The sequence below is a fragment of the Lachnoclostridium phytofermentans ISDg genome (assembly GCF_000018685.1).
Taxonomy (GTDB): Bacteria; Bacillota; Clostridia; order Lachnospirales; family Lachnospiraceae; genus Lachnoclostridium; species Lachnoclostridium phytofermentans.
On record NC_010001.1, the window covers coordinates 394952 to 418252 of the forward strand.

A 23301-nucleotide genomic window follows, 5' to 3' on the forward strand; every position below is an offset into this window, starting at 1 on the left:
GTGGTCATTATAAACCTCTAATTAGGATAATAAACGGAAGAATTACATTAATTGAGATAGTGAAGATGTACTTATCTTAAGAAAAAGTAACGATTCGTATTTATTATCCTATTTTATCTAAATTATTTACTATATTTGCCGATAACCATTATAGAGATACATGCAAACAAAGATATTTCGCCACAAAGTCTATATAAGATATGATAATATAGGTGGTGGATAAGAAGGAGAGTTGATATGAAAATTGATACTAAAACACACAGGAAATGGAATAATTATTCCAACTTTGTAAAGTTTCTAGGTTGTTTTCTATTATTGTTCGCATTTAGTGTGAGCTTGATTGCCTTTGGTAAGTTGACTGCTTATGGTCAAACAGGACGAAGTGTTACATATAGTGACATCACCATTGATCATACAAAAGGTGAGATAAGAATTTCTGTACAATCTGGTGATACAATTCTTTACTGTGATGCTAAAAAACTAGATTGGATGGAAGCAACCACAACGGTTAATGGTACTAATTCGGTTGCAGTTATTGATATATCCTGGATTAACCGTTCCAAAGAGTATATTCTTGGTATCAAGAATAAAGATGAGACTTCCGATGACGCTATGGTGCAAATCAACTTACGTCCAAGAGAAGAAGGACTTAAAGTAGGGTTAAGCGGGACATCTACCCTTATTGATAAAGTTGTTAACAAGCCATTGGAATTGGTATATCCGACCAATTATACGATTAATTCAGTATGTAAAGAATATGGTTATATATACTTTTATACAGGCAATGGTAGCACGGCAAGATATTACGAAGAGTATGATAACATTGAGTGGAAAAATGGCGCTGATGGAGTATGGAGAGAGTTTAAAGAATTAAATCCTGCAATCTATGCCAACAAAGGAGCCTCCCTTTATTTCAGAGTTAAGACTGCAGTGGAAGAAAAATTGACTACTACTGTTGACAAGCAAGGAGTTTATGTAACAAAAGGCGCTCCTGCTGGTAAAGAAGTTCGTTTTAGTTATCCAAAGCTTGCTAATGCTCCAAAGGTAGCTTTGAATGGCGGTGATTTAACAGTTGCATTACGTGCTGGATATGAATATCGCCTTCCAGGTGGTGAGTGGGTTAATGTTGTGGATGCACATGCAAACTCATTAGGAAAAATAGACCCAGTATCTCTTTACTCGCTATATGAGAAATATAATAGAAATGATAATTCACAAAATAAAAAATTTACATTCCAGTATCAAGAGTTTGTGATGCAAATTAGAGTTGCAGCAACATCAAAGAAGCCATCTTCAAAATCATTTAATTTAAATGTAGAGGCTCCAAAAGCTACAGAGACGACAGGAATCGATATTTCTTATACACTACCATATAGTAAAAAAGATGGAATTTCGTTTACTAATTCTAATCCAGACAGTTATCAAGTAGCACTTATTAGTAGTAAGTTCTGTGGTGGAGTCGGTACTTTCGATGCATCTAAGGTGGATTATAAACAAGTTAAGTGGTATACTGTAAAACCTGGAACGACAGAAAAACCATCTGTAGTAAAGATCGCTGGTACTGCGTATACAGGGAAAAATGAAATAGAACAACCAATTCTTATTTACCGTTTAGCACCAATTAATGAATCGAAAACACAAAAGCAAATGATTGCTTCTAAGGCTATAGCAGTAAATTTACCAACAGAGGTAGTTCAAACAGTAACAGATTCCGTTCAATCTAAGGTTGAGCTTGTGCAAGGAGCTGCAGCAGAAGGTAAAATTGAAGTTTCGACTACGAATGTTTCCGTAGGAGCGACTCCAAAGATTTCAGCTCTTAAAAAACCAACAGGTATTACAATTACTGCTGATAAAGTAAAAACAGATGGAAAGTTTACTATCTCAGTAAAAATTACGAGTGCGGCTAAGGTAGTTGATTCCTATAAATTTAATGTAACAATTGAAGGCGTAACTAAGGAATACTCAGTTACTATAAAGGAAAAACCAGCACCAACCCCAACGGTAACACCGACACCTACTCCGTAGATTCAGTAGCTATAATTGCTAAACCCATTAATTTTTATAATAAATAGAAAAATAGTTAATCCGCCCATAATCTGATATAATTAGTATTAAGAACAATACTGATTAATTGGAGGAATCATATGGGCGGATTTTTTGGTGTAGCTTCTAAGACAGATTGCGTATTTGATTTATTCTTTGGAACGGATTATCATTCCCATCTCGGAACGAGAAGGGGTGGTATGGCAGTTTACGGGGAAGATGGATATGATCGTTCCATTCACAATATTGAGAATTCCCCATTTCGTACCAAGTTCGAGAAAGATGTAAATAATTTAAAAGGGAATATTGGAATTGGCTGTATCTCGGATTTTGAACCACAGCCTCTTATGGTACGTTCCCATCATGGTACTTATGCGATTACAACCGTAGGTAAAATAAATAATAGCGAGGAACTCGTAAATCAAATATTTCAATCTGGAAATCCTCACTTTTTAGAAATGAGTGGTGGAGATATCAATCCTACAGAGCTAGTAGCAGCGATTATCAATCAAAAAGATCATCTAGTCGAAGGAATTCGCTATGCTCAGGAAATCATAGATGGATCTATGACATTACTTATAATGACACCAAAGGGGATCTATGCAGCAAGAGATAGAATGGGGAGAACTCCAGTATCCATTGGGCAAAAAGAAGGGGCATTTTGTGCTTCTTTTGAAAGTTTTGCGTATTTAAATCTTGGCTATTCAGAGTATAAAGAACTTGGATCGGGTGAAATAGTTGTTATCACACCAGAGGGAGTGCAGACGTTAAGCGAGCCAACTTCTGATATGAAGATATGTACTTTTCTATGGGTCTATTATGGTTATCCATCCTCTTCTTATGAGGGAGTCAGTGTAGAGCAAATGCGATATCGCTGTGGTGATTTACTTGCGAGGAGAGATCAGGTTAAACCGGATATTGTTGCTGGTGTACCTGATTCTGGAACAGCTCATGCGATTGGATACGCAAATCGCTCTGGTATTCCATTTTCTCGTCCATTTATCAAATATACACCGACGTGGCCGCGTTCTTTTATGCCAACAATCCAGAGTAAGAGAGATTTGATTGCGAAGATGAAATTAATCCCGGTTCATGACTTAATTAAGGACAAGAGCATGTTACTAATTGATGATTCGATTGTACGCGGAACACAACTACGAGAGACAACAGAATTTTTATATCAAAGCGGAGCGAAAGAAGTTCATATTCGAACAGCTTGTCCACCGTTATTATACAAATGTAAATATTTGAATTTCTCTAGGTCAACGTCAGAAATGGACTTGATTACGAGACGTGTTATCATGGAAGCAGAAGGTGAACACGCAAATGAAGTGTTACCAGAGTATGCAAATCCAGAATCGGATCGCTACCTTTATATGCTCGACCAGATTAGGTCAAAACTCAATTTTACCTCGTTGCGTTATCAGCGACTGGATGATATGATTAAGTCAGTGGGGATCTCACCATGTAAATTGTGTACTTACTGTTGGAATGGTAAGGAATAATAAAGTAATCATCATTAATAAAAGGTGCTAAGTGCCAGAATGGATGTTAATATGAAACATACATTTACAAAAACACTGGAAGATTGTCCAGTCATTGCTGCATTAAAAGATAATGAGGGGTTAGAACAATGTCTTTCGTCTGAGAGTAGCACTGTATTTATCTTGTATGGAGATATCCTTACAATTTCAGATATTGTTAATCGCGTGAAGGAATGTGGAAAACTTGCTATGGTTCATGTAGATTTGATATCAGGACTTAGTTCGAAAGAAATTAGTGTTGACTTTATTAAAAAGCATACAAAGGCAGACGGAATTATATCGACAAAACCAATGCTAATTAAGAGGGCAAAGGAATTATCGTTATACACAGTTTTACGCTTTTTTGTGATTGATTCCATGGCTTACGAGAATATTGAAAAACAATGTATGAATGTAAAACCAGATTGTATTGAGATTCTTCCTGGAATTATGCCTAAGGTAATAAAAAAAATCTGTAATACTAGGGATATACCTGTAATTGCAGGTGGTTTAATATCAGACAAAGAGGATATAATGCAAGCTTTAGATGCTGGGGCTGTATCTATTTCAACAACCAACCCTAAGGTCTGGTTTATGTAATGGCATTTGGACTGTTTTGTTTGCAAATGGAAATTTTATGTGCTAAACTGAATATATTAATAGTAGAATAATCTGGTTATTGTACGAAGATTATTTGCTAATAATGCTTAGAGGATAATCGACATTTCTTAAAATGATTATCTGTATTATCTATCAAGAAATTACTAATGATTGAGTTCTATATGTGTATTATAAAATATACTCTTTGGTAAAGTTGTTATATCATGGTATTTGTGTCTTAGCCCACTATGTTAAACACTAACATAGTCATGAAGAGATGCTATAACAATCGGATTTTAAAGTGGAAATTGCAGAAATGCATTAAGACAACTAAATATTATTGCATGAGAATTGGAGTCAAGCAAATAGTATGCTGCCTAGGCAGTGTATTTTGCTTGGCTCTTTTTTTGATTATGAAACAAAAATTACATCTTAAAAAAAGAAATCACAATATAGTTTGGATTTATAAGGTTTGTCATAAAGGAACGAAGGTAGTGCAACACGGAAAAGGAAGTATATTGTTTGTGAAAGGAAGGGGATTTTATGTATGATGTCATAATTATTGGTGCTGGTGTTATTGGCTGTGCTGTAGCAAGAGAATTATCAAAGTATGAGAGAAAAGTTCTAGTAGTGGATAAGGCGAGTGATATCTGTGAAGGAACATCAAAAGCGAATAGCGGTATTATTCATGCAGGATTTGATGCAAAGCCAGGGAGTCTAAAAGCAAAATTTAATGTTCTTGGGAATCAGATGATGGAGGAACTCTCAAAGCAATTAGATTTTCCATTTCAGAGAAATGGTTCTTTTGTACTTGGTTTTTCAGAAGAGGACCTCATAGAACTAGAGAAGTTAAAAGAGCAGGGTGAGAAGAATGGTGTAAAAGAGTTGGAAATACTAACCGGTGAAGAAGCAAGAAGTTTAGAGCCGAATTTATCGAAAGAGGTTATATGGGCTTTGTATGCAAAGCAGGGAGGAATTGTTTGTCCATTTAATTTGACAATCGCACTGGCAGAAAACGCATTTATGAATGGTGCCCAATTTAAACTAAATACAGAGGTTCTATGTATCAATAGAATATCTTCCACAGAGGAAATTCCATATGATTTTTATCATATTGAAACAAATTTAGGAATATTAAGAAGTAGGACAGTTGTTAATGCTGCCGGAGTATATGCAGATCAATTTCACAATATGGTTAGTGAACATAAGATAAAGATTATACCTCGAAAAGGTGAGTACTGCCTTTTTGATAAAAGTGTTGGCAACTATGTTCATAAGACAATCTTTCAACTACCAACAAAGATGGGGAAAGGTGTATTAGTTACTCCAACCATACACGGAAATCTTCTAGTAGGACCAACAGCAGAGGATGTATTCGATAAGGAAGATATCAGTACATCATTGGATGGGTTAAATGAGGTACTAAATAAGGCGTCAAAGAGCGTAAAAGACCTTCCTAGGAAGCAAGTGATTACTTCGTTTGCAGGACTACGGGCACATGAAGAATCCGGAGACTTTATCATTGAAGAATGTGAGGATGCAAAAGGTTTTTTTGATGTAGCAGGAATCGAATCACCAGGACTTACTAGCGCTCCTGCGATAGGAGAGTATATCTCGAACTTAATCATGGATTATTTACCAGCGTATTTAAATTCATCGTTCAAACCTTATCGCAAAGGGTTTATCTCCATTGCTCATGCCAGCTTTGAAGAACGAAAACAATACTTTCAAGAGAATCCAGCCTATGCGAATGTTATTTGTCGCTGTGAAATGGTTACAGAAGGGGAGATTATGGATGCTATCCATAGACCTCTTGGAGCTACGACTCTTGATGGAATAAAACGTAGAACCAGAGCTGGGTCGGGACGATGTCAAACAGGTTTTTGTTCTCCAAAGATTATCGAGATTTTAGCGAGGGAGTTAAAAGTAGATCCTTCTACCATAACGAAATTAGGAGATGGATCCAATTTCCTAACCGGATTTAATAAGGAGGAAGTGTGAATGAATTATGACATTGTAATTATTGGTGGGGGTCCTGCAGGATTAGCAGCAGCTCTTGGGGCAAGAGAGTCTGGGGCATCCTCTATCCTTATTATAGAGCGGGATAAAGAGCTTGGAGGTATCTTAAATCAATGTATCCATACAGGATTTGGTCTTACTACTTTTAAAGAGGAATTAACTGGCCCAGAATATGCGCATCGTTATATCGAACAAATAAAAGAAAAAGATGTTACTGTAATGCTTCAATCAATGGTCATTGAAATAACGAAAGAAAAGCAGATTATGGTGATGAACCGAGAGAGAGGCTGCTTTATGATTGAAGCAAAAGCCATCATCCTTGCCATGGGATGTAGAGAACGACCGAGAGGGGCCTTAAATATCCCGGGATATCGACCTGCTGGCATTTATACTGCTGGTACAGCGCAGCATTATGTAAATGTGGAAGGTAGAATGCCAGGGAAAGAAGTTGTTATCCTAGGGTCGGGTGATATCGGGTTAATTATGGCAAGAAGGCTAACCTTAGAAGGAGCAAAAGTCAAGCTGGTAGCAGAGCTTCTGCCATATTCCAGTGGTTTAAAGCGTAATATAGTACAATGCCTTGAGGATTATGAGATACCGCTAAAGCTAAGTCATACAGTGGTAGCAATCGATGGGAAGGATAGAGTGAAGGGAGTTACCCTGGCGAAGGTGGATGAGCAGTTACAAACTATAAAAGGTACGGAAGAATATATTACCTGTGATACTTTACTTCTTTCTGTTGGGTTGATACCAGAAAATGAATTATCTGCTTTACTATCTGCTACCATAAATCCTACAACTGGTGGTCCTATTGTCAATGAAAGTCTTGAAACGAGTGTAGATGGAGTTTTTGCCTGCGGTAATGTACTACATGTACATGATTTAGTTGATAATGTATCATCTGAGGCGAGATCCGCGGGGAAACATGCGGTAGAGTATTTAAATCACGTAACAGAAGAAGAAGTAGAGAAGGAGATTCTCGTACAATCAGGAGAGGGGATTCGTTATACGGTTCCTAATCAGCTGCGTTTTTCAAGATTAGATGAACAAACCATGATACGTTTCCGAGTAACGAGACCATTTAATACCGCCTACTTTAGTGTTTACTTTGACGATATTCGAGTAGATCGAAAGAGTAAGAAAAATTTAACACCAGGTGAGATGGGGCAAATAATTATAAATAAAAAGGAAATCGAAAAATATCCGAATTTAAATAAAATTACGGTGAAAATTGAAGAGGATTAAGTGAGGTGTAGAATGGAAACAAGAGTATTTACGTGTATCAGATGTCCTATGGGTTGCGAACTTACTGCGACTATAAATGATAATGGTGTAATAACTGTAAAAGGTAATGCCTGTATTCGCGGAGAGCAATATGCAAGGAAGGAGTTGACGAGCCCATTACGAGTTTTGACCACTACAGTTCGTGTAATAGGAGGAACTCAGGCTATGGTTCCTGTGAGAACAAAAGGCGACATTCCGAAAGAAAAAATAATGGATGGAATAAGGCAGTTAAAGCAGATACAGGTAAAAGCTCCAATTCAAATTGGAGAGGTGATTGTTGAGAACCTTGTGAATACAGGGATAGCAGTAATTGCAACGAAAACTGTACAAAAAAGAGCATAATTGTTATTATATATTAAAGAATATTCTGAAAAATGACGAAGTATGTAGAAATCTATTGAATTGTATTTTGAAACATAGGAGGAATAATTTATGATAACAGTATCCGCTTGTCTTATTGTTAAAAATGAGGAAGAAGTGTTAGCAAGATGCTTAGATTGTGTACAGAGGGTAGCAGATGAGATTATCATTGTGGATACTGGCTCAACAGATCGGACCAAGGAGATTGCAAGTCGTTATACGGATTTAATCTATGATTTTAAATGGGTGGATGATTTTTCCGCTGCAAGAAATTTTTCTTTTTCCAAGGCATCAATGGAGTATTTGTATGTTGCTGATGCAGATGAAATAATTGAAGAAGAACAGATACATAATTTCCTACGATTAAAAGAGACATTATTTCCAGAGATTGAAATTGTACAAATGTATTATTGCAATCAGCTGGAATTTAATACAACCTATAATTTCGATAAAGAGTATCGACCAAAACTTTACAAGAGAGTGAGAGAATTTCGTTTTTATGATCCATTACATGAGGCGGTTCGTTTGGAACCCGTTATCTATGATAGCGAAATAGAGATTGTTCATAAACCGCTTTCAAATCATGCTCCACGAGACTTTACTACCTATCAAAAAATCATAGCACGAGGGGAAAATCTATCTGATAAGTTACGATCTATGTATGCTAGAGAGCTATTTATCGCAGGTGAGGATAGTGATTTTATTGATGCGTATTCCTACTTTTATGAAACCGTACTTCATACTACCTTAGGATTAACCGAACTAAAACAATGTCAGTGTGTATTGGCTAGAGGTGCTAGACTACAACAGAAGGATCAAGATTTTTTTAAAGTTTGTTTAAAGAATGTCGCTTGTAGTGTGACTTCTTCTGAAATATGCTTTGAATTAGGTGAATACTACCTGCAAAATGGAGATGAATTGGAAGCTATTCTTTGGTATTATAATGCTGCATTTGAGACAGAGGCAGAACTTAATCTTCATTATCAAGGGGATTATCCGTTAAACAAACTTGCCCTTTGCTATCAGGCCTTAGGAAATGACGAAGAGGCTTTAAAATATGTAAACCTACGAGATGAATGGAAAGCAGAAGAGCGGTAAATCCTATCCATAGAAAGGTATGAGATACACAGTAATAATAAATAACAATAAAATAACAATATTCGATCAATCGTTCGAATGCATGCTTGATTATTCCTTAGGTTAGAGTTATCATATGGCTAGAAAGTAATATTATATGACTAAGGGGTATGAAAGAGCCTAAGAATTATAATGATGAGGTGATGGTATGATTTTTTTTATAATTGCAATAGCGATTTTTGTATTAGACTTTTTTATTAAGCAATATATTGAGAAAAACAAAACGTTAGGTAAAAGTGAAAAGATATTTAAAGATCGTATTATTGTTACAAAATATCATAACCAGGGTGCCTTTTTGAACTTTATGGAAAAGAAAAGAGAAATCCTCTTGTTATTATCCGGGATTATGATTGGTGGTATTACGATATTAATGGCAATCATATTTCCTCAAAAGGGAAAACGAATTCTAAAAACAGGTATTGCATTTTTAGCCGGTGGTGCTGCTAGTAATGTATATGATAGGCTTAAAAGAGGTTATGTAGTAGATTATTTTAGTTTCTCTTTTTATCAGAAAGTGATATTTAATATATCAGACTTTTTCATTTTCTTAGGTAGTATTGTTTTGGCTGTTCGCATTATTTTTAAAGGATTAGAGTAAAAGCTACTTATAGGTGAAAAAGAATCTTCTAACTGAAAAATAGAAGCATAAGAAAGTGTCAAATTTCCCACTTCTTATGCTTTTTTTACCTCTATAAATTCCTACAGAAAGAGTACGAGTTAAGCAGACCTAGAGAAAGTCTAGCAGCTTATGTCTACTGCTTTGATTAATGAAATTGCTATTTTGAATATTCTAAAGCCGCACCTACAAATCCTTTAAATAGCGGATGAGGACGATTTGGACGTGATTTAAATTCAGGGTGTGCTTGTGTGGCTAAAAACCATGGGTGATCTAGAAGCTCGATCATCTCAACGATTCTTCCATCTGGGCTAAGACCAGATAATTTTACACCATGTCGAATCAGTTCGTCTCGATAATAATTATTCACCTCATAACGATGACGATGACGTTCAGTAATCGTTGTGGTCTGATATAGCTCATAAGCTTTGCTAGTTTTGTCAAGAATACATGGATAAGAACCAAGCCTTAATGTTCCACCAATATCCTCAATACCATCTTGTTCAGGCATTAGGTGAATCACTGGATGAGTAGTCTCTGGACTTAACTCCACACTGTGTGCATCAGAAAAACCAAGAACATGACGAGTAAATTCTACAACGGCAAGTTGCATTCCAAGACATAGTCCAAGGAAAGGAAGTTTATGTTCTCTTGCATATTGAATTGCTAAAATCTTTCCTTCAATACCACGATCACCAAATCCACCCGGGACTAGAACACCGCTCACCTCTTGCAAAAGATCTGCTACTGATTCCTTTGTTACAGATTCCGAAGGAATCCATTTAATTTGAATGGAGGCATTGTGGGCAACCGCTCCATGCTTTAAAGACTCTACTACACTAATATAGGCATCGTGAAGCTGTGTATATTTTCCGACTAAGGCTACCGTAACATCACGAGTAGGATTTTTTAAAGAATAGACCATATCCTCCCAATCCCTTAGGTCAGGTTCTGGGCAGTCTAGATGAAGGCACTCACAGGCAACATCAGCAAGGTGTTCCTCCTCCATCATAAGTGGAATTTCGTATAAGGTATCAGCATCTAAATTCTGAAGAACATGATTGCGAGGAACATTGCAAAACAAAGCTATTTTTTCACGAATTCCTGTCTCGAGAGGGAGTTCAGTACGGCACATAATAATATCTGGCTGAATCCCCATTCCCTGAAGATCTTTCACGCTTGCTTGAGTTGGTTTTGTTTTCATTTCACCCGAGGCTTTTAAGTAAGGAATCAAAGTTACATGAATAAGAATTGCATTTTCTCTTCCGACATCATGTTGAAACTGACGGATTGCTTCGAGAAAAGGCTGGCTCTCAATATCACCTACAGTTCCACCAACTTCAATAATAGCGATTTGTGTTTCATCACAACCATCATTACGATAGAAACGGCTTTTAATTTCATTTGTGATATGTGGAATAACCTGAACTGTTCCACCTCCAAAGTCGCCTCGGCGTTCTCTGGATAATACGGTCCAATAAATCTTACCAGTAGTTACATTGGATTGCTTTGTTAGACTTTCATCGATAAAACGTTCATAATGGCCAAGATCAAGGTCAGTTTCAGCACCATCATCCGTTACAAAGACCTCACCGTGCTGAATTGGATTCATAGTACCCGGATCGATATTAATGTACGGATCGAATTTTTGCATTGTTACATGGTACCCTCTTGCCTTTAATAAACGTCCAAGAGAAGCGGCGGTGATACCCTTGCCAAGACCAGATACGACACCGCCAGTTACAAAAACATATTTTACGCCCATAGTTGCTCCCTCCTATTAGTGATCTAGGTTTGCCAGTGGGTGTATGGCTTCCTAGTAAAAAACAAAAAAAGCATTCAAAATCTTGGCCTTTGGTAGAAAAAGGGTCACGGATGTCCGGACAATTCAAGATTTTAAACGCTAACACCTTTGCTAGTGTATTAAAAAAACAATTTATATTATAATACTATTGGGGCATAAAATCTAGTGTCCTTTTCATTGAAACGAAAAAAATCTTATAAATATAAAGTTAGTAATATGTGAAATCAAGGGAAAATATCGCATTATGAGCAATTTCATTTATTTTATGAAATAAATATGGAATAGTCATGAAACAAATATGAAAAGGGAAAACACAAAATCTAGCGAACCTTACGCCGTATCTTGTTACATGTGCTACATTTTATAGCATGTATATACTATAGGATTTGCGGATAACATCTGTTATAATTGTAGTTAAATAGTGCGAAAATAAAAGAATTCTTTCATAATTAGGACACAAAAAATTCAGAACTTAAAACTTGATTTATATTTTAAGTATCATTATAATGAAACTATGTTTTTGCTGGAATAAAATAAAACGAATTCATTAGGAGGATCCGATGGACAATAGAGATAAAAACGGTGGAGACAAGAAAAAGAACTGGCCGGGAAAACGCGGTTGGATTTTTAGTCTTGTTGCAGCCTTAATCATGGTAATGCTCTTTTCTTATATGACAAAGCAATTAGAGCGGAGCAGAATCGAAGAAATATCATTTAATGAATTTCTTGCGATGATTGAAAATAACAACCAAAATAAGATAGATCATATAGAAATTGATTATAGTAAAAACCAGTATACGATTTATACTGAACTAGCTAAAAATAATCCCCGAGAGAAGATTTATGTTGCGGGTATTCCACGTGATTATCCTGTTAGCGAGTTATTGATAGAAAAGGGAATTAAAGAATTACCAAATCGTAATGATAATGAAACAACTATCGTTGATATATTGTTGGCGTATGTGTTACCTTTTGTTTTAATTTATGGTGTTATGTTCTTTTTATTCCGTATGATTTCTAAGAGTGGCGGCGGAATGATGGGGGTTGGAAAAAGTAATGCGAAGGTCTATGTCGAAAAAGAGACTGGTGTGACATTTAAAGATGTAGCTGGTCAGGAAGAGGCGAAAGAGTCTCTGACAGAATTAGTGGATTTTCTTCATAACCCTGGAAAATATACAAGAATCGGTGCGAAACTTCCAAAAGGTGCTCTTCTTGTGGGACCTCCGGGTACTGGTAAAACTCTATTAGCAAAAGCTGTAGCGGGAGAAGCGAAAGTTCCGTTTTTCTCTCTATCAGGTTCTGATTTTGTTGAAATGTTTGTTGGTGTAGGAGCATCTCGTGTACGTGACTTGTTTAAGCAAGCACAAACTCAAGCACCATGTATCGTGTTTATTGACGAGATTGATGCCATAGGTAAGAGCAGAGATTCCCATTATGGCGGTGGAAATGATGAGCGAGAGCAAACATTAAATCAGTTGCTTTCTGAGATGGATGGTTTTGATACTTCCAAAGGTATTGTTATCTTAGCTGCTACGAACCGACCAGAAGTACTAGATAAGGCACTTCTTCGTCCAGGACGATTTGATCGAAGAGTTATTGTAGATAAACCGGATTTGAAAGGCCGTATTGAGACTTTAAAGGTTCATGCAAAGAATGTATTAATGCATGACTCTGTGGATTTAGAAGAAATTGGACTTGCAACCAGTGGAGCAGTTGGATCTGATTTAGCCAATATGATTAATGAAGCTGCAATATTAGCAGTGAAAGAAGGTAGAACAGTAGTTACTCAAAACGATTTGTTTGAATCGGTTGAAGTCGTTATTGCTGGTAAGGAGAAGAAGGATCGTATTCTTGGACCAGAAGAAAAGAAGATAGTTGCATACCACGAAGTGGGACATGCTTTAGTAACAGCTTTAGAGAAAAATGCTGAGCCAGTTCAAAAGATTACCATAGTACCACGTACAATGGGATCTCTTGGTTACGTAATGCAAGTACCAGAAGAAGAAAAATATCTGATGAGTAAGGATGAGTTGTTAGCACGAATTGTTACCTTATATGGTGGACGTGCCGCGGAAGAATTAGTATTTGGTTCCATTACTACTGGAGCTTCCAATGATATTGAGAAGGCAACCTCTCTTGCCCGTGCAATGGTAACACAGTATGGTATGTCAGATCGATTTGGTTTGATCGGATTAGAATCTGTGGAAAATCGTTATCTGGATGGTAGAGCGGTACTTAATTGTGGAGATGCCACTGCAGCTGAAATTGATAGCGAAGTCATGGCAATTCTTAAGAAGTGCTATGACCGTGCAAAAGAGCTTTTGGCAGGTAATCGTGATGTATTAGATAAGATTGCAGACTTCCTAGTAAACAAAGAAACGATTACAGGAAAAGAATTCATGAAGATTTATCATGAAGTAAAAGGGATCCCTGAAGAAGAGAAGGAGTTGATCTCTTCCGAAGAAAGAAATAAAATTAGAGAAGTATCTGTAAGAAAACAGGATAATCATGAGTCAAGTTCATCAATAGTAAGAGCAGCAGAACTGAAGGAAAAAACGGAAACTGAGGAAGAAATGAATAGTAACTCAGGGAATACCGTGTTATAGTGACAAGGATAAGAGTTACTACGGATGAATGTCCCTAGTAACTCTTTCCGATTAAAGAAGATATTTTCTAATTAATCACTGTTTGAAGAAGCTTTATATCTCAAAATAATACCCATCGCATATCAGACCCGCTCGCAAATTTGATACTGTAGTAAGAAAAAGTGGGAAAATTATTTGTTATTTTAACCCTATATTCGACAATAGAAATGAGGATGACTATGTTTGACTTAGACGAAGAACTGAAAAAACTTCCCGCGAAGCCAGGTGTCTACATAATGCACAATAATAAAGACGAGATTATCTATGTAGGCAAGGCAATCAGTCTAAAAAATCGTGTAAGGCAGTATTTTCAGAGTAGTAGAAATTTATCAACAAAGATACAGCAGATGGTAAGTAATATCGACCATTTTGAATACATTATCGTAGATTCTGAGATGGAGGCACTGGTACTTGAGTGTAACTTAATTAAAGAGCACCGTCCAAAGTATAATACGATGCTTAAGGATGATAAAAGCTATCCTTATATTAAAGTAACTGTGAATGAGGCTTATCCAAGAGTACTATTTGCAAGACAGCAGAAAAAAGATAAGGCAAAGTATTTTGGCCCATATACGAGTTTGGGGGCAGTGAAAGATATTTTAGATCTACTTCGTCGTCTTTATTTTATTCGTACCTGTAATCGTAATCTGCCAAAAGACATAGGTTTAGAACGTCCTTGTCTTTACTATCATATCAAACAATGTAAGGCGCCATGTCAAGGGTATATTTCGGAAGAGGAATATCGTAAGTCGATTGATGAAGTTATTGAGTTTTTGAATGGAAACTATGCACTAGTTACGAAGGATTTACAAGCTAAGATGAAGGCAGCCTCCGAAAACTTAGAATTTGAAGAAGCAGCAGGGTATCGTGATTTAATACTTAGTGTTGAAAAATTAAGCCAGAAACAAAAGGCGTCTGATGTGGATGGCGTTGATCGAGATATTATAGCATTTGCAAGTACTGGCGACGAAGCAGTAGCTCAGGTATTTTTTATTCGAGATGGTAAGATGCTAGGAAGAGAACATTATCATATTACTGGAGTGGCAAATGAGAGTAGGTCGAGTATTATGACTAACTTTGTAAAGCAATTTTACGCAGGAACTCCGTACATCCCTAGAGAGTTATTATTATCAGAGCCTTTAGAAGAAGAGGAACTAATCAGTGAATGGTTAAGTACAAAGCGAGGACAAAAGGTAAGAATTCATGTTCCGAAAAAGGGAGATAAAGAACGTCTTGTTGAGCTTGCTGAAAAAAATGCATCACTGGTATTACAACAAGATTCTGATAAGATACAACGGGAAGAAGCTAAAACCATTGGAGCTGTTAGGCATATTGCAGATATGCTTTCTCTTCCTGGGATATATCGTATGGAATCCTTCGATATCTCTAATACCAACGGATTCGAATCTGTTGGTTCTATGGTAGTTTATGAAAATGGTAAACCAAAACGAAATGATTATCGAAAGTTTAAAATTAAATCAGTACAAGGACCAGATGACTATGCTTCGATGCGAGAGGTATTGACTAGAAGGTTTTCTCATGGTCAAAAGGAAGCGGAAGAACTCGCTAAGAAAAATATCGATATTAGTCATGGAAGTTTTACGAGATATCCGGATTTGATTTTAATGGATGGTGGTAGAGGACAGGTAAATATTGCTCTAGAGGTAATGAATGAACTTAAATTAACTATTCCAGTTTGCGGTATGGTGAAGGACGACAACCATAGAACTCGAGGGTTATATTTTGATAATGTTGAAATTCCAATTGACACTCATAGTGAAGCGTTTCGATTAATAACGAGAATTCAAGATGAGACCCATCGTTTTGCAATTGAGTATCATCGCTCCCTACGTTCTAAGGCGCAAGTACATTCCATTCTTGATGATATCGATGGTGTTGGTCAGACGAGAAGAAGAGCACTTATGAAACATTTTGCATCCATAGATGCGATCAAAGCGGCAAGCATGGAGGATTTAATGGCGGTACCATCGATGAACAAGCTTTCCGCAGCGAAAGTATATGAGTTCTTTCATACTTCTTCCGAGAGAGGGACTGAGACCACATAATTATATAAGATAAGCTTGGTTTTAAATAAATGTAGTAAGATTTGTTACTTACATGTTGATAAAAAACTATCGTTATTCCACTGAAATCTCATTTGTGAATGTTGCTTATAAAAGGTGAATATGATAGAATGTGGGAAGAATGAGCTATAGCATTCGTAAGTCGAATATGATTTATGATTGATATAGAAAATACGTAAAGGAGATTGCTATGTATACTGTTGAATTGGGAAAATTAGTGGAAAAGATGAACCTGGAAAACTGCACTCCTGAAATTGATATCAGCAGCATTCAAATAACACAGCCTGATGTGAATCGTCCTGCGTTACAGCTGACTGGTTTTTTTGATTATTTTGATTCTGATCGTGTACAAATTATTGGAAATGTTGAGCACGCTTATATGCAAAAGATGGAGAAGGATCACGGACTTGGTATCATGAAAAAGCTTATGAGCTTTAAGATGCCATGTATCGTTTTCTGTCGTGGTATTGAAGTTTCTGAAGACTTTAAAGAAGTTGCAATAGAGGAAGGAGTACCTATTTTCCGCACTGAAAAGACAACCTCCTCTTTTATGGCAGAAGTAATTCGCTGGTTAAAAGTAGAATTAGCACCAAGAATATCAATCCATGGAGTATTAGTTGATGTCTATGGTGAAGGTATTTTGATTATGGGCGAGAGTGGAATTGGAAAAAGTGAAGCAGCTCTTGAACTAATTAAACGTGGACACCGTCTTGTTACAGATGACTTAGTAGAGATTAAAAAAGTTAGTGATGATACCTTAATTGGTACAGCACCAGATATCACACGTCACTTTATTGAATTACGTGGTATTGGTATTATTGACGTAAAGACGTTATTCGGTGTTGAGAGTGTTAAGAATACACAATCAATTGACTTAGTAATCAAATTAGAGGAATGGAATAGAGATAAAGAGTATGACCGTCTTGGTCTTGAGGAACAGTACATTGAATTCCTTGGTAATAGGGTAGTATGTCATAATATACCGATTCGTCCAGGACGTAATCTTGCTGTTATTTGCGAGTCTGCAGCTGTTAATTACCGTCAAAAGAAGATGGGTTATAATGCAGCTCAAGAATTATATAATCGTGTAACAAATAATTTATTAAAAAAGAGTAAGTAAGAGAAGGTAGAAAGAAACTTTAAGGAACTAATAAACTTAAAGTAACTAAGAGATTTTACGGAGCATAGGAAACTTTACGGAGCAAAGGAATACTAAAAACTCTTGCAAGAAGTTTTTATTGATTTAGATTTATAATACAAGAATATAGTGAAGAACGATATTCATTATAAAAAATACCAGGGGGATTGGCAACATGGACAAGTTTTGCTTTGGAATTGACATTGGTGGCACAACAATTAAATGCGGATTATTTACAGCGAATGGTGAATTAAAAGAAAAATGGGAGATTCCTTCTAGAACAGAAAATGGCGGAATTCAAGTACCACAGGATGTAGCGGATACGATTGATGCCAAATTAAAAGAATTATCCATTGAGAAAAAGGATGTTCTTGGAGTTGGTATTGGTGTACCCGGTCCAATTACCGAAGATGGAACTGTCTTAAAATGTGCTAATCTAGGTTGGGATATTTTTAATGTAAATGAAAAAATGAGTGCACTTACCGGACTAAAGGTAGCAACTGCAAATGATGCCAATGTTGCTGCTCTAGGAGAAATGTGGATGGGCGGTGGCAAAGGTTATAAGAACATCGTTATGGTTACTCTTGGAACCGGCGTAGGTGGCGGAGTTATTTTAAATGGTAAGATTGTTGCAGGAAGTAATGGCGGTGGTGGTGAAATCGGCCATATGACAATGAATCTTGATGAGAAAGAGACATGCGGTTGCGGTAAACATGGCCATTTAGAGCAATATGCTTCTGCTACAGGCATTGTACGTCTTGCTAAAAAACGTTTATTAGATACAAGTGTTACTACTTCACTTCGTGAGCTTGCCGAGGTAACAGCGAAAGATATTTTTGATCACGCGAAAGCGGGAGATACGGTCGCACTAGAGCTTGTTGAAGAACTAGGTAGATATCTTGGGTTGGCATTATCTCATGTTGCTGCTGCGGTTGATCCACAGGTATTTGTAATTGGTGGTGGTGTATCAAGAGCTGGCTCTATGTTACTTGATGTGATTTCAAAATATTATAATCAGAATATCATATTCGCACTATCAAATAAAGAGTTCCGTCTTGCTGAACTTGGAAATGATGCAGGGATCTATGGTTGTGCAAAATTAGTGATTGGCTAATTACTAGTAAAGATGATTTCTTTCTATGAATTTTTGATTTTAGCTCTATTTTTCTGATTCATATTGAATTACAAAAGAAATCTCTAGGCATATTATGTAGTAATAACAGTTAGAAAGAAAGGTTTGTTCTACTATCATAAAACAAACCAGAGGATATAAGTGAATAATGTAATTTTGCAAGAATTAAAAAATATAGTTTCAACGGAACGAGTGACTTGTAATGAGCCCTTAAGTAAACATACGTCATTTAAGATTGGTGGCCCCGCAGACTACTTTGTGATAACAAAAAAAATAGAGGAGACAGCTGCTGTTATTCAGTGTTGTAATCAGCATAATTTGCCTCTACTTATGATAGGAAAAGGTAGTAATCTACTAATCTCAGATGCAGGCATACGTGGAGTTGTACTAAAGCAAGAGGATAACACGGAGGGCTTTTTTGTAACCCAATGTGAAGAGGGTTATTTGGTTACTGGTGGCGCTGGAATGAATCTTTCTGCTTTTGCGATGAAGATTGCAAATGAAAGCTTAACTGGATTTGAATTTGCAGCTGGGATCCCTGGAAGTTTAGGTGGGGCTGTTTATATGAATGCAGGAGCTTATGGTGGGGAAATCAAAGACTGTATAAAAAGTGCACGTGTTTTAACAAAAGAAGGACAGATCCTATCTCTTAACAGGGAAGAATTGGAGCTTTCCTATCGAAGCAGTATTATACAAAAAAAAGGGTATTATGTTATTGATGCTACTTTTTTATTACAAAAAGGAAATCAAGAAGATATCCTTAGAAAAATTGAGGAACTTAACCAAGCAAGAAAAGATAAACAACCGTTGGAGTATCCAAGTGCTGGGAGCACATTTAAACGACCAGAAGGATATTTTGCAGGAAAACTAATTATGGATGCAGGGCTCCGAGGATACCGAGTTGGTGGAGCTATGGTGTCGGAAAAACATTGTGGCTTTGTGATAAACACAGGTGATGCAACTGCGAAAGACGTATTGCAACTTATTGACGATGTTAGGCGTATTGTAAAAGAAAAATTTGGCGTTACTTTAGAACCAGAGGTACGTTTAATTGGTGAGAAAGTTAACCCTTAAGCTTAAGGTACCGGGGGATGTCGGAGGATGTGGATGAACATATGAGATTTGTAATAGTCACAGGTATGTCAGGAGCAGGGAAAAGCTCGGTACTTAAGATGTTAGAAGATAGCAGTTATTTTTGTGTGGACAATTTACCAATCCCATTTATCATGAAATTTGCAAGGCTTGCGGTAAAAGAAAGTGCGAATATTACGAAAGTAGCACTCGGAATCGATATACGTAGCGGTCAGGCATTAGAAGAACTTGGTAAAGTATTAGAGGATGTAAAGTCGGCTGGTTATCAGTATGAAATTTTATTTCTCGAGGCCAGCACAGAAATTTTAGTAAAACGCTATAAAGAAACACGCAGAATGCATCCCTTATCTGGTACTGGGCGTGTGGATAAAGGCATTGAATTAGAGCGTAGAAAGCTAAGGTTTTTAAAAGAACGGGCAGATTACATTATTGATACAAGTAGATTGCTTGTACGGGAATTAAAAACAGAGATTGATAATATATTTGTACAGGATGGCACCTATCGGAACTTCTTTATTACTGTGTTATCCTTTGGATTTAAATATGGGTTACCAAACGATGCGGATTTAGTTTTTGATGTGCGATTTTTACAGAATCCGTATTATGTTCCTAAGCTAAAGTCAAAGACAGGAAATGAACCAGAAGTTCGAGACTTTGTACTCTCGTTAGAGCAAGCGGAGGAATTCTTAACGAAACTTATGGATATGCTATTGTTCCTGATTCCGAATTATATTGCAGAAGGAAAGAATCAATTGGTAATTGGCATTGGATGTACTGGTGGTAGACATCGCTCGGTGACATTGGCAAATGAGATTACCAAACGATTATCTGCTACGGAATACGGTGTTAAGGCAGAGCACAGGGATGTTGAGAAGGGGTAGAGAATTTTGTCATTTTCTAAAGAAGTTAAGGAAGAAATCACAAAGCAAATGAACAATGCGCGGCACTGTAGACTTGCAGAGATAGCTGCGTTACTTAGCGCATGCGGCCACGTCATTCAGAAGGATGGGGAAATAAAAAGCATTGTCTTACAGACAGAAAATATCTTAGTTGCAAGAAAATACTTTACATTATTGAAAAAAACATTTAATATTAATACTGAAATTTTAATTAGAAAAAATAAGGCTGGAAAAAACAGTTTGCTTTTTTTGCTCGTCGTAAAGCTACCAAAGCAAGTATCACTTTTATATCAGGCAACGAAACTATCCTTACATCATGAACTCGGTGATAAGGCACTGGTAGTAGATCCTATAGTGGTACAAAATACTTGCTGTAAACGAGCTTTTGTACGAGGGTTATTTTTGGCAGCAGGTTCCATGAGTGATCCAGAAAAAACTTATCATTATGAGATTGTATTTCCGGATTTAGAACGTGCCAGTCAATTGCAAGAGATTATCAATTCCTTTCTCATTGATGCGAAGATAGTACTTCGAAAGAAATATTATGTCGTCTATGTGAAAGAGGGTTCACAAATAGTTGATTTATTAAACATTATGGAAGCTCATACCAGTCTGATGGATTTTGAGAATGTCAGAATTCTAAAGGAGATGAGAAACTCTATCAATCGCCAAGTGAACTGTGAAGCAGCTAACATTAATAAAACAGTAACTGCAGCTGCAAAACAAATTGATGATATACTATTTATAAGAGACACCATAGGGTTTGACAACTTAACCGAAGGGTTAGAGGAGATTGCAGAACTAAGAATTTCTTATCCTGAAAGCTCTTTGAAAGAATTGGGGGCAATGTTGAATCCGCCGATTGGTAAATCAGGCGTGAATCACCGACTAAAAAAACTGTGTTCTATTGCGGATGGTCTTAGGCAATAAAAGGAGGAAACAAGCGATGATTTCTAAGAAAATTGTTATTAAAATACCAACAGGATTAGAGGCTAGACCGGTAGCGTTATTGGTTCAGGTAGCCAGCCAGTATGAAAGCAACGTTTATGTAGAATGTGAAGAGAAAAAAGTAAATGCGAAGAGTATTATGGGGATGATGAGTCTCGGGCTTCCAGCCGGAGAGGAAATCAATGTAATCGTAGATGGTTCCGATGAGGAAGTTGCGATGGAAAACATTGAAAAATATCTTTGTGGAAATAAATAAATTAAATTGAGAGCTTTTGCAAATCAGGGTAATTCTGGAGCAAAAGCTCTTTTCTTAACTTTTGACAAATGATTACAAATTCCTTATACTAATTCTGTAAATATAAATTGAGAAAACAGGTGTTCTAGTGCTATAATAAGAGTAAAGATTGAAGGTGCAAAAGCAGCACCTTTTATCAGAAGTTTAAAAGCAAACCTCTGATAAGCTAGACTCAAGAAGTTCTAGGAACTTCTCATTAGATAAGCGGTGCAAAAGCAGCACCTTTTATTAGAAGCTTAAAAACAAACTTCTAATAAGCTATATTACAGGAATGGAGGATATGGATGGATAATCAGAAAAAGCCAAAGGATGGTAAGATAACACTTCGTAAGGTTACAAAGATATTGATAATGGAAGGACTTATCCTTTCTGTGCTCTTTATTAGTTTTGCTATGAAACGCCTATCAGATAATAAAGTGGATCCAGTAGAAACGACAAAACCAGTGGTTCAGACCAGTAATAACAATATTACTATTACTCCAACCGCCGATCCGATGAGGGAAGTAAAAAAAGAGCAGGAAGCGAAGCAGCAAGAGGTATTAAAGGAAGCAAAACTATTAGCAGCAGGCTATGATTATGATAAAGCGATTAACATGCTAAAATCAGAAAAAGGTTACGAAAATGTCGATTCCTATATGGTTGCTATAAACGAATTTGAGGAAGAAAAGAAATCCCTCGTTCCGTTAGGCGCTTATAAATCTTCTGAAGAGGTAAGTCATTTATTTTTTCACTCCTTAATCTATGATACTAGTAAGGCATTTGATGGAGATTACAAAGAGAATGGCTATAACTATTATATGGTTACCGTAAAAGAATTTAAAGAGATGCTAAGACAGTTATATGAAAATAACTATGTATTAGTGAGCGTTCATGATTTAGTAACGAAGGTTACGAAGAAGGATGGAACAACGACATATCAGGACGGAGAGATTTTATTACCTCCAAATAAAAAACCGTTTGTGCTATCACAGGACGATGTGAATTACTATGATTATATGGATGGTGATGGATTTGCCAGCCGAATGGTGATTGATGAAAATGGCAAGCCTTCTACGCTTATGATAAATGAGGATGGCACGACTACCGTAGGTGATTACGATATGGTACCTATTGTAGAACGATTTATTGAGGAACACCCTGATTTTTCTTATCGTGGTGCAAGAGGTATTATTGCACTGACCGGTTATGAAGGCGCACTTGGTTATCGTACGGATCCAGCATCAAAGAATTCAAAAACTTATGCTCAGGATAAAGAAACAGTAAAACAGGTTGCGGAAGTTATGAAACAGTACGGATGGGAGTTCGCCAGCCATAGTAATGGACACCGTGATATGGGAGCATGTACGGAGGAATTCTTAAAAAAGGATACCGATAAATGGTTGAAATATGTGGGTTCCTTGGTTGGAGAAACAGATCTTTATATCTTCCCTTATGGAATCGATATTCAAAGTGGTGCAGGTACTTATAAAAATGCAAAGTTTCAGTACTTAGACAGTGTTGGATTTCATTATTATTTTGGAGTTTTTAAGGAACCTTGGATACAAGTAAAGGATAATTATGTTCGTATGAGCCGTCGTGCTATCGATGGACAAGCGATGCTTCAGTATCCAGAACGGTTGAAAGATATATTTGATCTGAGTACGATCTTGGATGATGTGAGACCAGCTCTAAAGTAAAGTGGA

18 protein-coding genes are annotated in these 23301 nt (G+C 36.7%); 17 read left to right on the top strand and 1 reads right to left on the bottom strand.

Annotated elements, in window-relative coordinates; all coding sequences use genetic code 11:
* The first annotated feature begins 237 nt into the window (after positions 1-237).
* From CPHY_RS01695 to CPHY_RS01735, 8 genes are all read left to right on the top strand, one after another.
* Positions 238-2025, top strand: coding sequence for a hypothetical protein (locus tag CPHY_RS01695; protein WP_012198347.1), 1788 nt, complete (start codon positions 238-240; stop codon positions 2023-2025).
* 119 nt (positions 2026-2144) lie between these two features.
* The gene (locus CPHY_RS01700; RefSeq protein WP_012198348.1) at positions 2145-3548 is read left to right on the top strand and encodes an amidophosphoribosyltransferase; all 1404 of its coding nucleotides are present in this window, start codon (positions 2145-2147) and stop codon (positions 3546-3548) included.
* Between the two features lie 51 nt (positions 3549-3599).
* Positions 3600-4166, top strand: coding sequence for a glycerol-3-phosphate responsive antiterminator (locus tag CPHY_RS01705; protein ID WP_041703071.1), 567 nt, complete (start codon positions 3600-3602; stop codon positions 4164-4166).
* Positions 4167-4709: 543 nt separating this feature from the next.
* Positions 4710-6167, top strand: a complete 1458-nt coding sequence (locus CPHY_RS01715; protein ID WP_012198350.1) for an NAD(P)/FAD-dependent oxidoreductase — start codon at positions 4710-4712, stop codon at positions 6165-6167.
* Positions 6168-7430 (top strand): NAD(P)/FAD-dependent oxidoreductase, encoded by a 1263-nt coding sequence (locus CPHY_RS01720; RefSeq protein ID WP_012198351.1) that lies wholly within the window; start codon positions 6168-6170, stop codon positions 7428-7430.
* 12 nt (positions 7431-7442) lie between these two features.
* Positions 7443-7811 carry a DUF1667 domain-containing protein gene (locus CPHY_RS01725; RefSeq protein ID WP_012198352.1) on the top strand — a complete coding sequence of 123 codons (369 nt, stop codon included), beginning with the start codon at positions 7443-7445 and terminating at the stop codon, positions 7809-7811.
* A gap of 90 nt (positions 7812-7901) precedes the next feature.
* Positions 7902-8927, top strand: coding sequence for a glycosyltransferase family 2 protein (locus CPHY_RS01730; protein WP_012198353.1), 1026 nt, complete (start codon positions 7902-7904; stop codon positions 8925-8927).
* Positions 8928-9114: 187 nt separating this feature from the next.
* Positions 9115-9564, top strand: coding sequence for a signal peptidase II (locus CPHY_RS01735; RefSeq protein WP_012198354.1), 450 nt, complete (start codon positions 9115-9117; stop codon positions 9562-9564).
* A gap of 178 nt (positions 9565-9742) precedes the next feature.
* On the opposite strand, the gene CPHY_RS01740 is transcribed toward CPHY_RS01735, so the two are convergent.
* On the bottom strand, positions 9743-11347 hold the full coding sequence (locus tag CPHY_RS01740) for a CTP synthase (RefSeq protein WP_012198355.1): 1605 nt from the start codon (positions 11345-11347) through the stop codon (positions 9743-9745).
* A 599-nt stretch (positions 11348-11946) separates the two neighbouring features.
* Here CPHY_RS01740 and ftsH point away from each other — a divergent pair.
* The 9 genes from ftsH to CPHY_RS01785 all read left to right on the top strand — a co-directional run bounded on the left by ftsH (position 11947) and on the right by CPHY_RS01785 (position 23295).
* Entirely contained in the window at positions 11947-13992 is a 2046-nt protein-coding gene (gene ftsH, locus CPHY_RS01745; protein WP_012198356.1) for an ATP-dependent zinc metalloprotease FtsH, read from the top strand.
* A gap of 218 nt (positions 13993-14210) precedes the next feature.
* Entirely contained in the window at positions 14211-16097 is a 1887-nt protein-coding gene (gene uvrC / locus CPHY_RS01750) for an excinuclease ABC subunit UvrC (protein WP_012198357.1), read from the top strand.
* Between the two features lie 208 nt (positions 16098-16305).
* Positions 16306-17235 carry an HPr(Ser) kinase/phosphatase gene (hprK, locus tag CPHY_RS01755; RefSeq protein ID WP_012198358.1) on the top strand — a complete coding sequence of 310 codons (930 nt, stop codon included), beginning with the start codon at positions 16306-16308 and terminating at the stop codon, positions 17233-17235.
* A 193-nt stretch (positions 17236-17428) separates the two neighbouring features.
* Positions 17429-18367: an ROK family glucokinase gene (locus CPHY_RS01760; RefSeq protein WP_012198359.1), complete on the top strand. Its 939-nt coding sequence runs from the start codon at positions 17429-17431 to the stop codon at positions 18365-18367.
* Positions 18368-18526: 159 nt separating this feature from the next.
* Positions 18527-19459, top strand: coding sequence for a UDP-N-acetylmuramate dehydrogenase (gene murB, locus CPHY_RS01765; RefSeq protein WP_012198360.1), 933 nt, complete (start codon positions 18527-18529; stop codon positions 19457-19459).
* 41 nt (positions 19460-19500) lie between these two features.
* The gene (rapZ, locus tag CPHY_RS01770) at positions 19501-20358 is read left to right on the top strand and encodes an RNase adapter RapZ (protein WP_041703843.1); all 858 of its coding nucleotides are present in this window, start codon (positions 19501-19503) and stop codon (positions 20356-20358) included.
* 6 nt (positions 20359-20364) lie between these two features.
* The gene (whiA, locus tag CPHY_RS01775; protein WP_012198362.1) at positions 20365-21306 is read left to right on the top strand and encodes a DNA-binding protein WhiA; all 942 of its coding nucleotides are present in this window, start codon (positions 20365-20367) and stop codon (positions 21304-21306) included.
* Between the two features lie 16 nt (positions 21307-21322).
* Positions 21323-21580: an HPr family phosphocarrier protein gene (locus CPHY_RS01780; RefSeq protein ID WP_012198363.1), complete on the top strand. Its 258-nt coding sequence runs from the start codon at positions 21323-21325 to the stop codon at positions 21578-21580.
* A gap of 323 nt (positions 21581-21903) precedes the next feature.
* Positions 21904-23295, top strand: a complete 1392-nt coding sequence (locus CPHY_RS01785) for a polysaccharide deacetylase family protein (RefSeq protein WP_012198364.1) — start codon at positions 21904-21906, stop codon at positions 23293-23295.
* Positions 23296-23301 lie beyond the last annotated feature (6 nt).